The following is a 12,284-nucleotide window of genomic DNA, read 5'->3' as shown; positions in this document are numbered from 1 at the left end:
CAGACGAACAGCGTGGATATGACGATGGCGAGCGTGGCTTGCATCGGTGAATGCATGGTCGAGCTTCGGCAGGCCCAGGGCGGCCAGTCTGCCGGGCAGGGCGGTGGCCTGTACTCGCGTGGCTTCGGCGGCGATACCCTGAACACGGCGGTTTATCTGGCGCGGCTCGAGGTCAAGGTCGACTATCTCACCGCGCTCGGCGACGACGGCCTCAGCGAGGAAATGATCGCGGCTTGGAACGCCGAGGGCGTCGGCACGCGCCGTGTCGTGCGGCTGCCGGGGAAGCTGCCCGGCCTCTACATGATCCAGCTCGATGCCAACGGCGAGCGCCAGTTCTTCCACTGGCGCGACAGCGCGGCGGCGCGGCAGCTGATGAGCCTCCCGGAGACCGACGAGCTGCTCAACTCGCTGATGAGCTATGACATCGTCTATCTCTCCGCGATCACGCTCTCGATCTACGACGCGGCCGGGCGCGATCGCCTGTTCGCGGCGATCAAGCGCGCACGCCTGCTCGGCACCCGCTTCGTGTTCGACACTAATTTCCGCGCACGCGGCTGGCCCGATCGCGACGTCGCGCGCGAGGTGTTTGCCGCGGCGTTTGCGGCCGCCGACATCGTGCTGACGTCGGCCGAGGATCTGCTCGCGCTCTATCCCGGCGAGAGCCCCGAGCAATTGATGGCGCGCATCCCGACGCCGGAGCTGGTGTTCCGGCTCGCCGAGCCCGTCAGCCTGCTGCGCTACCCCGGTGGTACCCACGAGGTCCGCGCTGAACCCATGACGAAGCCCGTCGTTGATACCACCGCTGCCGGAGACAGCTTTGCCGCGGCCTATATCGCGGCCCGGCTCGGCGGCTCCGATCCGGTCGAGGCGGCCCAATCAGGCCATCGCCTCGCCAGCCTCGTGATTTGCTATCCCGGCGCCATCATTCCGGGCTATGCCATGCCGCCGAAGAAGCGGCACCGGCCGGCAACCACGCGCCAAGCCACGAAGTAACGCGACCACGTCAACGAAAAGATCCCTGAGATGCCCACTGCTGCCCAACAGAACCACCTCGTCGCGCTGTTCAAGGCCGCGACCGTCATTCCCGTGCTCACCATCGAGCGGATCCAGGATGCCGTACCGTTGGCAAAAGCCCTGGTGGCCGGCGGCGTTCGCACGCTGGAGGTGACCATGCGGACGCCCGTTGCGATCGAGGCGGCGCGGGCGATGATGGCCGAGGTCCCCGATGCGGTGGTCGGCATCGGCACCATTCTCACTCCGGCCGACTTCACCCGTGTCGAGAAGCTCGGTGTCGCCTTTGGCATCAGCCCGGGCCTGACCCCCGATCTCCTCAAGGTCGCCGGAGATAGCTCCCTGCCGTTCGCACCCGGTATTGCCACGGCGTCCGAGCTGATGACGGCGCTGTCCTACGGCTTCGACGTCGCCAAGTTCTTCCCGGCCGAGCAGGCCGGCGGCATCAAGGGCCTGCGCTCGCTTGGCGGGCCGTTCCCGAATGTGCGGTTCTGCCCGACCGGCGGGGTGGGCGAGGCCAATGCAGCGACCTGGCTCGCCGAGCCAAATGTGGTCTGTGTTGGCGGTTCCTGGCTGTGCCCGACGGCGGAGATCAGGGCCGGGAACTGGGCCGGCATAACTGCCATCTGCCAGCGCACCCTCCAGGCCCTTAAACCCGCGTGAAGTCTTGCCATCCCTGGGCTAAGACTTAGGTCAGCAAGAGACCGCCAGGGAGAGAAGACCATGACTGCCAGCATCGTCGGATGGGCGCATACGCCGTTCGGCAAGTTCGACACCGAAACTGTCGAAAGCCTCGTCACCCGGGTCGCCAATGAGGCGATGGCCGATGCCGGCATTTCGGCCTCCGATGTCGACGAGATCGTGCTTGGCCATTTCAACGCTGGCTTCTCGGCGCAGGATTTTACCGCCTCGCTGGTGCTCCAGGCCGACCCGAAACTGCGCTTCAAGCCGGCGACCCGCGTCGAAAATGCCTGTGCCACGGGGTCTGCTGCCGTGCATCAGGGCCTGCGCGCGATCGCCGCTGGCGCCGCCAAGATCGTGCTGGTCGTCGGCGTCGAGCAGATGACCCGCACGCCCGGGCCCGAGATCGGCAAGAACCTGCTCAAGGCCTCCTATCTGCCCGAGGACGGCGACACGGTCGGCGGCTTTGCCGGCGTGTTCGGCAAGATCGCCAGCTCCTACTTCCAGAAATACGGCGACCAGTCCGATGCGCTGGCGCTGATCGCGGCCAAGAACCACAAGAACGGCGTCGCCAATCCCTTTGCCCAGATGCGCAAGGATTTCGGCTTCGACTTCTGCCGCGCCGAGAGCGAGAAAAATCCTTATGTCGCAGGCCCCCTGAAGCGCACCGACTGCTCGCTGGTGTCCGACGGCGCCGCCGCGCTGGTGCTGGCCGACGCCGAGACCGCCAAGGGGATGAGCAAGTCGATCGGCTTCCGTGCCACCGCGCATGCGCAGGATTTCCTGCCGATGAGCAAGCGCGACATCCTCCAATTCGAGGGCTGCACGGTTGCCTGGCAACGCGCCTTGGAGAAGGCGGGCGTGACGCTGTCCGATCTCTCCTTCGTCGAGACCCATGACTGCTTCACCGTCGCCGAGCTGATCGAGTACGAAGCGATGGGACTGACGCCGAGGGGGCAGGGAGCCCGCGCCATCAAGGAGGGCTGGACGCTCAAGGACGGCAAGCTGCCGGTCAATCCGTCCGGCGGCCTGAAGGCCAAGGGCCACCCGATCGGCGCTACCGGCGTCTCCATGCATGTGATGACCGCGATGCAACTCGCCGGGCAAGCGCCCGAGGGCATGCAGCTGAAGAACGCCAGGCTGGGCGGCATCTTCAACATGGGCGGCGCCGCGGTCGCCAACTACGTTTCGGTTCTCGAGCCATTGAAATAGGTCTTGTAAGGTGGGCACAGGCGCAAGCGCCGTGCCCACCTTTTCCTTGCGTTAGATCATGGTGGGCCGGTTCCAGCTCGCCTTAATGCTCCTGATTGATTTGCAGGGAATGCATCATGGGCAATGACTACGAAGATTCACTCTCTATCGAAGCTCTCAACGATCGCATCGCGATCCTCGAGGACAACATCCGCCAATTGATCGAGCAGGCTGCCGCCGCCTCCGGCGAGCAGAACGAGTCGCGCATCGCCGACCGCATCAACCAGCAGAACGACGAGCTCGAGCGTCTCATGAAGATCCGCGAATCCCGCCAGAAGAAATAGCGGCTGCGTCCATGCGCATGCGGCCATACGCCGGCCGCCCTTGCGCATGTGCCGTTACTCCCCTTAGCTGGACCGAAATCGCGCATCTTGAGTGCGCGCAATCGGGAGCGAACCAATGGGGCCGTTGAAGGGCATCAAGGTCGTCGACATGACAACCGTGCTGATGGGCCCCTATGCGACCCAGATGCTCGGCGACTACGGGGCCGACGTCATCAAGGTGGAATCGCTCGACGGCGACGTCACCCGCCTGATCGGCCCGATGCGGCACACCGGCATGGGCCCGGTGTTCCTCAACACCAATCGCAGCAAGCGCTCGATCTGCCTCGACCTGAAGAAGCCCGCAGGCCGCGAAGCCGTGCTGCGGCTGCTGAAGGATGCCGACGTGCTCGTCTACAACGTCCGCCCGCAGGCGATGGCGCGGCTGCAGCTCGGCTATGACGTCGTCTCGGAGATCAATCCGCGCCTCGTCTATGCCGGCGTGTTCGGCTTCGGCCAGGACGGGCCCTATGCTGCTAAACCCGCGTATGACGATCTGATCCAGGGCGCGACCGCGCTGCCGGCGCTGATGGCTCAGACCGGCGACGGCGTGCCACGCTATGTGCCGAATGCGCTGGTCGATCGCATCGTCGGCCTCACCGCCGTCGGCGCGATCTGCGCCAGCCTCGTGCATCGCGACCGCTCCGGGCGCGGCCAGCGGGTCGACATCCCGATGTTCGAGACCATGGCCGGTTTCGTCATGGGCGATCACATGGGCGGACTCACCTATGAGCCGCCGCTCGACAAGGGCGGCTATGCCCGGCACCTCTCGCGCGACCGCAGGCCGTACAAGACCTCGGACGGCTATCTCAGCGTGATCGTCTACAACGACAAGCAGTGGGAGAATTTCTTCAAGGCGACAGGCCGCGACGATCTGCGTGCCGATCCAAAGTTCGCGACTTTCGCCGGCCGCGCCGCCAATATCGATGTCGTCTATGCCGAGCTCGCGCGTATCTTCGAGGCGCGCACCACCGCCGAGTGGATCGACCTTTTGACCAGGGCCGATGTGCCCGTCATGCCGATGCACGATCTCGCCTCGATCCTGCACGACGAGCATCTGGAGGCGACCGGCTTCTTTCCGGTCGTCAACCATCCAACCGAAGGCCCAATCCGCAGCATGAAGGTGACGGCGACCTGGTCGGAGACCGAGGCTGAACCCGTGCGCCTCGCGCCACGCCTCAACGAGCATGGCGCGGAGATTCTTCGCGAGATCGGCTACTCCGCTGACGAGATCGCTGCCATGGTCCGCGACGGCGCCACGCGCTCGGCGCCGGAGTAGGAGAGCGCCATGAGCTTCATCACCGGCGTCGGCCTCACGCCTTTCGGCAAGCACGACGGCTCATCCTCGCTCGACCTGATGAGCAAGGCGGCGCAATTCGCTCTCGACGATGCCGGCCTCAAGCGTGCGGAAATCGACGGTATCCTCTGCGGCTATTCCACCGTCTCGCCGCACATCATGCTGGCGACGGTGTTCGCCGAGCATTTTGGCATCCGCCCGTCCTACGCCCACGCCGTGCAGGTCGGCGGCGCCACCGGCCTTGCGATGACCATGCTCGCCCATCATCTTGTCGAAGAGGGTGTCTGCCGTAACGTGCTCGTCGTTGCCGGCGAGAATCGCCTTACGGGCCAGAGCCGCGACGCCTCGATCCAGGCGCTGGCACAGGTCGGCCACCCCGACTACGAGGTGCCGCTCGGTCCGACCATCCCCGCTTACTATGGCCTCGTTGCTAGCAGATACATGCACGAATACGGCCTGACCGAAGAAGACCTCGCCGAATTCGCGGTGCTGATGCGTGCGCACGCCTGCACTCATCCCGGCGCGCAATTCCACGATCCCATTTCGGTTGCCGACGTCATGGCCTCGAAGCCGGTGGCGATGCCGTTAAAATTGCTCGATTGCTGCCCGGTGTCCGACGGCGGCGCGGCGTTCGTCATCAGTCGCGAGCGGACCGGCGACGCCGGCGTGCGCATCCGCGGGTGTGCCCAGGCGCATACGCATCAGCACGTCACCGCCGCGCCGGGCTTAAGCGAGCTCGGCGCCGAGATCTCCATCGCGCGCGCGAAGGAGGCCACGGGCCTGGCGATATCAGACGTGCGTTACGCCGCGATCTACGACAGTTTCACCATCACACTCGCCATGCTGCTGGAGGACCTCGGCCTTGCTGGACGAGGCGAGGCGGCTGCGCGCGTGCGATCGGGTCATTTCGGCCGCGACGGTGCGATGCCGCTCAACACCCATGGAGGCCTGCTCAGCTACGGCCATTGCGGCGTCGGCGGGGCCATGGCGCATCTGGTCGAGGCACATTTGCAGATGACGGGGCGGGCGGCGAATCGCCAGGTGCGGGACGCCTCGATTGCGCTGCTGCACGGTGACGGCGGCGTGCTGTCGTCCCACGTCAGCATGTTTCTGGAGCGAGTGAGATGAGCGAACGTCTGGCCGACTGGACCAGGGGCGAAGAGGCCATCACCTACCAGACCTGCGCCGCGTGCGGTCATGTCCAGTATTTCCACCGCGCCTTCTGCGCCGCATGTGGAACCGCAGGTCCGCGCGAGGCGCGTGCCAGCGGCAAAGGCAGGGTCTATGCGACCTCGCTGGTCTGCCGCGCCGCCACGACCGAGACGCGCGCGCACGTGCCCTACAATATCCTGCTGGTCGATTGCGCCGAGGGATTTCGCATGATGGCCCATGGCGACAACGGATTGGCCATCGGCGATGCGGTCACGGCGAGCTTCAAGCCTTTTGCCGGGAAGCTGGTACCGTTTTTTACGAAGTAAGGGATTTCGCCATTCGGGGGCGGTCATGGGACCGAGCCTGGAACGGGAATTCTGGGCCTGGCCTGTGCGAGGGCCACCCCGGAATGGCGAAAACTGTAAAACTCCAACTCAGCGCGCGTAGAACAATATGCTGGCGATGACGAGCATTGCCATCACCGCCAGCATATGCGCGAGCGCTTCCGAGGCCGCCCCCTTGGAGGCTTCCTTCATGCCGTTTTCTCCCTAGACTTGGGCGTGACTCATCGTTGCGTGGTAAGCGCGCAGACGGCCAATTGTTTTTACTCGGAACACCCCACTCGAGTATTCACCGCAATGTGTCCCCACGCGGCGAATATCGACTGTGCCAAGGTCGATCAGCAATGCGGCGGCAATTTGACTCGATGATGTTGCTCCTGCGTCGGGCTGCGAATAGAGTTTTTGGGAACTTATTCCGGTAACGACAATAAGCCTCAAAGGCGTCAGGAAAAACTCAAGGTAAATCATGGCCCGTATCGACTACAGCGATCCGTCCAAGGCGTCGGACCGCACCCGCGAAATCCTCGACAAGAACCGCAACGCCAACATTTTCCGCATGATGGCGCACTCGCCGAGCTATTTTGAGCAGTATTGCCGACTCGGCGGCGCCATCAGGCACAAGGGCGAGCTCGACCCCATCGTGCGGGAGCTCGCGATCACGCGCACCGGGATTCTGTGCGAGGCGCCGTACGAGATCATCGCGCACAAGCGCATCGGCAAGAATGTCGGCGTCACCGACGCGCAGAACGAGGCGCTCGAGAACTGGCAGGCCGCAGACTGCTTCGATGAGACGCAGCGCGCCGCACTCGCCTTCACCGATGAGATCGTCAAGCTGAAGAAGCCGACGGATGCGACCTTCAAGGCGATTGCTGCAAGACTGACGCCGGCGGCACTGGTCGAGCTTCAGCTCTCGATCGGCTTCTACATCATGACGTCAAAGTTCTTGGAGACATTTGAGATCGATCTCCAGCCCGTCACCGAAGTGGTGGGCTGATCAGGCGCGAGCCGCGAGGAATGGCCATGACGATCGATGAATATGCGGTCTGGGCCGCAACCATTGCGAAAGTCGATGAGCAGCCCTCGAACGAGCGGCTGTCCTATCTCGGGTTGGGCCTCGCCGGTGAAGCCGGCGAGGTCGCCGAGCACATCAAGAAGCTGCTCCGCGACGACTGGCTCGACAAGGCGGGTCTCGTCGAAGAGCTCGGCGATGTCATTTACTACTGGGCCTGTCTGTGCGCCGCCACCGGCCACCAGCCGTCCGAACTGCTGAAAGCAAGTGCTGCCAAGATCAAGCGGCGCATCAGCGAGGCGGCGAGCCGCTAAGCTTAGCTTACGTCGACGTCAGGATATCCACCTTGGTGTTGGCAACGATCAGGCGATCGGCCAATAGCTGCGCCAGATTGCGCATGATGCGCTCGCTCGCCCGCGGGTGCTGCCTGCGAAAGCGCTCAAAGTCCTTCAGCGGGACTTCAAATGCCGTCGCTGCCATGTCCGCGAACACGTCGGCGGAGCGGGTGGTCTCGATCAACGCCATCTCGCCAAAGGCCATGCCGGCGGTGAGCGTCGCCAGGCGCACGCCATCGGGCAGGGTGACGTGCACCGCGCCGCTGCGCAGGAAGAACAGGGCATCGGCAGGATCGCCGGTCGTGACGATCTTTGCGCCGGTCTGATAGGTCCTGATGGTGCAGATCGAGGCAAGATCCGTCAGCTCTTCCGCGCCGAGGCCGTCGAGTAGCGGTTGCTCCGACAGCTCGGTGGTCTCGTGAAAGTCGATCGAGCCGCCGTAGCGATAGACGATCTGGTCTTCCGCCCATTCGATCGCGGTGTCGAGCAGATAGAAGTCGCGGACGTTCTTCAATTCGGCCGTCCATTCGCGCAGCGTGTCCCATTCCTTGGAGGCGCGACGAACGCCTGAGATCACCACGGTGACATCAAGCGCGGCGAGCTCCTCGAAGGCTTCGGCGAACAGCCGGGCGCCGGCGCGGGTCGTGGAGGTGACGCGGTGCAGGTCGAACACGGCGATTTGCGGTCGCGGCCGCCCGGCGAGCCGCCGCGAGACATAGTCGACGGCCGACAATGACAGCACGCCAACCAGCTCGATCACGCGCACGGCTTGCTCGTGCGCGGCGAGGATGTCGCGCTCCTGCTGACGGCGGACGCGGCGTGACGGGCTCTTGCCGATATCGTAGTCGGCGATCACGGCGTTGCGGGCGTCGTCGCTGCGGTTGAGCATGTGCAGATCATAGTGCGAGGACAGCGCCTCGCAGACCTTGATGCCGCGCACGCTGTTTCCATGCTTGTCGAGTTTTGGCGAATAGCTGCCGAGCCCGAGACGGGCAGGGAGTGCAGCCAGGATGCCGCCGCCAACGCCGCTCTTGGCGGGAATGCCGATGCGGTAGATCCACTCGCCGGCATAGTCGTACATACCCGACGACGTCATTACCGACAGCGTGCGCGAAATCGCATACGGCGTCACCACCTGTTCGTTCGTGACTGGATTGACGCCGCGATTGGCCAGCGTTGCGGCCATCACCGCGATGTCGCGCGCGGTGACCAGCACCGCGCATTGCCGGAAATAGACGTCGAGGACGCCGGCGACATTGTCCGAGATCACCGCATTGGTCTTGAGCAGATAGCCGATGGCGCGGTTGCGGTCGCCGGTCTGGCTCTCGGAGGAGTAGACCGCCTCATCGACGGCGAGATCGCGACCGGCAAAGCGGCTGAGCGCAAGCCGGATCTGCTCAAAGGCCTCAGGGCCCTTGCTGTCGTAAATCAATCCCGTGCAGGCGATCGCGCCTGCATTCACCATCGGATTGAACGGATGGTTGTCCGCATTGAGCCGGATCGAGTTGAAGGGATCGCCCGAGGGCTCAACACCGATTGCGCTCTCGACCTTGCCCGCGCCCAAGAGATCCAGTGCCAGCGCAAACACGAACGGTTTTGACAGCGACTGGATGGTGAAGGGCACCCTGGAGTCGCCGACTTCATAGACGTGGCCATCGAGCGTGGCGAGGCTGATGCCAAAATAGGCAGGGTCGGCTTTGCTCAGCTCGGGGATGTAGTCCGCAACCGCGCCCGAGGTCTCCGCGGAGAATTCATTCAGGCATGTGTCGAGAAACCGCAGCAGCGGCGGCTTCGAGCGGGTCCAGGCGGAGGCATGCGACGGTTGCGCTATCATCGCTCACTTGTGCAACGCAATCAGGGAACACGCAACCCGTCCGGCCTCCTGTGGTGGCGCCCGAACGCAAGATGCCGCGCGCCATTCCGATATCATCTGCTCCAGATTGTCACGGCCGCGAGGAGCCGCTGATGGCGCGTGCTCAGCTCGCGACGATCGCGATCGCTTGTCCCTCGGCAACGAGGTCATCGATCTTCACGAGCAGTAATTTCAGCGTGCCTGATGCAGGAGAGGCTACCGGTATCTCCATCTTCATGGCCTCGACGACCACAACGTCGTCGCCATCGGCGACAGTTCCTCCAACTTGCACGGGAGTTGCGCAGATGCGGCCGGCGACCTCCGTCACGATCTTAATTTCTGGCATGCCATCGCCTTTTTGTTGTCGTCGCAAAATGCCTGAGGTAGCGTCGTTCACAAAGTGGAATTTAATTCCGCAGAGCGGAACAAACGGTAGGGATCATGGGACGACGATCGGAGCGGTTAAGCAGGCAAGGTGCGCTCGCTGGTGATGCCGGCGAGGGTGATGTCATCCAGGTGGTGTCGCGCGCGTTCGACGTGTTGCGATGCTTCGAGGGCCACGAGGCGCGGCTCGGCAATCTCGAGATTTCAAATCGCTGCGGCCTGCCGCGCTCGACGGTGTCGCGGCTCACGCACACGCTGACGCGCATGGGGCAGCTCGTCTATTTGCCGCGCGATCAGAAATATCGGATCGGTCCGAGCGCGGTAGCGATGAGCGCTTCGATGATGAAGGGCGCGCAGCTGCGCAGCATGATCCGGCAGCGACTTCAGGAAGTCGCCGAGCAGTTGCCGGGCACCGTCGGCTTCGTCGTGCCTGATCGCTTCCATCTGGTCTATCTTCAGTTCGCACGCTCGCCTTCAGCGCTCGGTCTGCACGAGGGCACCGGTAGCCGCATCTCGATGGCCTCCACCGCGGCGGGCGCGGCCTACACCGCGGCCTTGGCGCCTGAAGTCGGCGATGCCTTTATCAACGACATGGAGCGCGAAGCGCCGGAGGCTGTAAAGATCCTGCGGCCCCGCATCGAGGCCAACAGGCAATCGCTGCGCGAGCGCGGCTATGTCACGGCTTGCGGCCTGTGGAGCCCGCACATCAATGGCCTGGCGGTCCCGATCTGGTCGCCGCAGTACCAGACCTTCGTGGTCGTCACGATCGGTTTGCTCTCGGCGATGTATGACGAGCAGCGTCTGCATGCCGAAGTCGCGCCGCTGATGCTGGCGCTCGGCCGATCGCTTGGCAGCCTGATGGAGGGCGCCGAAGGCGATGCCTTCAACAACCGCATCTCGCGCAAACCGGTCGCAATATCGGTGCATAACAATAACAAGCCGATGAGTTCGGAGGGAGTGAATGAACTGGAAGACGGAACTCGACGAGCTCGCCCGGCGCGAAGCCTTCGCGCGGGAGATGGGCGGCGTTGACAAGGTCAAGCGACAGCATGACCAGGGCCGGCTGACAGTTCGGGAACGCATCGACAGACTGATCGACAAGGGTAGCTTCCACGAGATCGGTGCCGTCTCCGGCATCGGTGAGTACGATCCCACGGGCGAGCTGAAGACCGTGACGCCGGCGAACTGCGTGTTCGGCCGCGCGCGCGTCGATGGCCGCACCGTGGTCGTGGTCGGTGACGATTTCACCGTGCGCGGCGGCTCGGCGGACGCGTCGATTTCGGCAAAGCCCTTGATGGCGGAGGAGATGGCGCACGACTTCCGCCTGCCCATCTTCCGCATCATCGAAGGCTCCGGCGGCGGCGGCTCGGTCAAGACCATCGAGACCAAGGGCGCGGCGAATCTGCCTGGCGGTATCGGTGGCACGCGCTGGTATCGCTTCACGACGGAGAATTTGTCGCGCGTGCCCGTGGTCGCGCTCGGCCTCGGCTCGGTCGCGGGCCTTGGCGCGGCGCGCCTTGCCGCCAGCCACTATTCCATCATGACCCGGAAGTCCGCGATGTTCGTCGCAGGGCCACCGGTGGTGAAGGCGCTCGGCCAGAACCTCTCGAAGGAAGAGCTTGGCGGCGCCGATATCCAGACCAAGGCCGGAGCGATCGACCATGCCGTCGATACCGAGGAAGAGGCCTTTGCCTGCGCGCGGCGCTTTCTGTCCTATCTGCCGTCGTCGGTCTACGAGCTGCCGCCGACGCTGCCTTGCATCGACAATCCGGAGCGCACGGAAGAAGCGCTGATGAAGGCGGTGCCGCGCAACCGCAAGCAGGTCTACAAGGTCAGGCCGATCATTGAATCGGTCGTCGACAAAGGCTCGTTCTTCGAGGTCGCCAGCAATTTCGGCAAGCCGATCATCGTTGGCCTGGCGCGGCTCGAGGGCAGGGCCGTGATGGTGCTCGCCAGCGACAGTTTTCACTATGGCGGCTCCTGGACGGCGGATGCCTGCCAGAAAGTGGTGCGCTGGGTCGACTTCGCGGAGACCTTCCATCTGCCGATCGTTTATCTCATGGACTGCCCGGGCTTCATGATCGGCCTCGATGCCGAGAAGGCGGCGACCATCCGCCACGGCGTCCGCGCCATGGCCGCGGTCAACCAGACCACCGTGCCCTGGTGCACGGTGATCCTGCGCAACGCTTTTGGTGTGGCCGGCGTTGTGCACCAGCCCGCCGACCGCTTCTCGATCCGCTACGCCTGGCCGTCGGCCTATTGGGGCTCGCTGCCGCTCGAAGGCGGCATCGAGGCCGCTTACCGCGCCGACATCGATGCGGCCGAGGACAAGGCAGCAAAGCTGAAAGAGATCGAGGAGCGTCTCAACAAGCTCCGCTCGCCGTTCCGCTCGGCCGAAAAATTCTGGGTCGAGGAGATCATCGATCCCCGCAAGACGCGCTCGCTGCTCTGCGAGTTCGCGCGCCTCGCCGAGCCGCTGCGGAAAGCGGGGCCGCCGGAGAACATGACGATCCGGCCGTAAAGCTCGGCTGCGGGGAAGTTAACGCAGGTTAATCGCACACAAAGGCAGCCCTTTTCCGCCGCTCTTCAGGCCCATTTCAGCCAAACCAATATTGGTTGTTGCCGATCGGGGCAGGACCCTCCAACCCAGA

The 12,284-nt window shown here is 64.2% G+C and carries 14 protein-coding genes; 11 read left to right on the top strand and 3 right to left on the bottom strand.

Translation table 11 applies throughout. The features are described from left to right. Positions 1-24 precede the first annotated feature (24 nt). The 7 genes from L6637_RS05440 (at position 25) to L6637_RS05410 (ending at position 6,038) form a co-directional block, all read left to right on the top strand. Entirely contained in the window at positions 25-993 is a 969-nt protein-coding gene (locus L6637_RS05440; protein WP_237858575.1) for a sugar kinase, read from the top strand. A gap of 30 nt (positions 994-1,023) precedes the next feature. After that, positions 1,024-1,674, top strand: a complete 651-nt coding sequence (gene eda / locus L6637_RS05435; RefSeq protein ID WP_237858574.1) for a bifunctional 4-hydroxy-2-oxoglutarate aldolase/2-dehydro-3-deoxy-phosphogluconate aldolase — start codon at positions 1,024-1,026, stop codon at positions 1,672-1,674. Between the two features lie 60 nt (positions 1,675-1,734). After that, complete coding sequence (locus L6637_RS05430; protein ID WP_237869506.1) at positions 1,735-2,904, top strand: acetyl-CoA acetyltransferase; 1,170 nt, start codon at positions 1,735-1,737, stop codon at positions 2,902-2,904. 116 nt (positions 2,905-3,020) lie between these two features. Beyond that, a complete protein-coding gene (locus L6637_RS05425; protein WP_237858572.1) occupies positions 3,021-3,227 on the top strand; it encodes a hypothetical protein in 207 nt (68 codons plus the stop codon). Between the two features lie 115 nt (positions 3,228-3,342). Beyond that, the gene (locus L6637_RS05420; protein WP_237858571.1) at positions 3,343-4,542 is read left to right on the top strand and encodes a CaiB/BaiF CoA transferase family protein; all 1,200 of its coding nucleotides are present in this window, start codon (positions 3,343-3,345) and stop codon (positions 4,540-4,542) included. A 9-nt stretch (positions 4,543-4,551) separates the two neighbouring features. Next, entirely contained in the window at positions 4,552-5,688 is a 1,137-nt protein-coding gene (locus tag L6637_RS05415; protein WP_237858570.1) for a thiolase family protein, read from the top strand. After that, complete coding sequence (locus L6637_RS05410; RefSeq protein WP_237858568.1) at positions 5,685-6,038, top strand: Zn-ribbon domain-containing OB-fold protein; 354 nt, start codon at positions 5,685-5,687, stop codon at positions 6,036-6,038. Before L6637_RS05415 ends, L6637_RS05410 begins: the two co-directional genes overlap by 4 nt. A 222-nt stretch (positions 6,039-6,260) precedes the next feature. Here the strand turns inward: L6637_RS05410 and L6637_RS05405 are convergent, their stop codons facing one another. Beyond that, positions 6,261-6,521, bottom strand: coding sequence for a hypothetical protein (locus tag L6637_RS05405; protein WP_237858566.1), 261 nt, complete (start codon positions 6,519-6,521; stop codon positions 6,261-6,263). On the opposite strand from L6637_RS05405, the gene L6637_RS05400 reads away from it, so the two are divergent. Together L6637_RS05400 and L6637_RS05395 are read left to right on the top strand one after the other, a co-directional pair. Next, positions 6,520-7,047 carry a carboxymuconolactone decarboxylase family protein gene (locus L6637_RS05400; RefSeq protein ID WP_237858565.1) on the top strand — a complete coding sequence of 176 codons (528 nt, stop codon included), beginning with the start codon at positions 6,520-6,522 and terminating at the stop codon, positions 7,045-7,047. The two genes, L6637_RS05405 and L6637_RS05400, sit on opposite strands and share 2 nt — an antisense overlap. Before the next feature lie 26 nt (positions 7,048-7,073). Further along, positions 7,074-7,376 (top strand): nucleoside triphosphate pyrophosphohydrolase family protein, encoded by a 303-nt coding sequence (locus L6637_RS05395; RefSeq protein WP_237858564.1) that lies wholly within the window; start codon positions 7,074-7,076, stop codon positions 7,374-7,376. A gap of 7 nt (positions 7,377-7,383) precedes the next feature. On the opposite strand, the gene glsA is transcribed toward L6637_RS05395, so the two are convergent. Both glsA and L6637_RS05385 read right to left on the bottom strand, forming a co-directional pair. Next, complete coding sequence (gene glsA, locus L6637_RS05390; RefSeq protein WP_237869504.1) at positions 7,384-9,231, bottom strand: glutaminase A; 1,848 nt, start codon at positions 9,229-9,231, stop codon at positions 7,384-7,386. Positions 9,232-9,373: 142 nt separating this feature from the next. Then, a complete protein-coding gene (locus L6637_RS05385) occupies positions 9,374-9,595 on the bottom strand; it encodes a biotin/lipoyl-containing protein (RefSeq protein ID WP_237858557.1) in 222 nt (73 codons plus the stop codon). Between the two features lie 95 nt (positions 9,596-9,690). On the opposite strand from L6637_RS05385, the gene L6637_RS05380 reads away from it, so the two are divergent. Both L6637_RS05380 and L6637_RS05375 read left to right on the top strand, forming a co-directional pair. Continuing rightward, the gene (locus L6637_RS05380) at positions 9,691-10,665 is read left to right on the top strand and encodes an IclR family transcriptional regulator (RefSeq protein WP_237858555.1); all 975 of its coding nucleotides are present in this window, start codon (positions 9,691-9,693) and stop codon (positions 10,663-10,665) included. Next, complete coding sequence (locus tag L6637_RS05375; protein WP_237858553.1) at positions 10,595-12,154, top strand: acyl-CoA carboxylase subunit beta; 1,560 nt, start codon at positions 10,595-10,597, stop codon at positions 12,152-12,154. The genes L6637_RS05380 and L6637_RS05375 overlap by 71 nt, the downstream gene beginning before the upstream one ends. Positions 12,155-12,284: the final 130 nt, after the last annotated feature.

The sequence above is a fragment of the Bradyrhizobium zhengyangense genome (genome assembly GCF_022012435.1).
GTDB lineage: Bacteria > Pseudomonadota > Alphaproteobacteria > Rhizobiales > Xanthobacteraceae > Bradyrhizobium > Bradyrhizobium zhengyangense.
The sequence above is the reverse complement of the archived record's forward strand: the minus strand, read 5'-3'. Positions and strand labels throughout refer to the sequence as shown.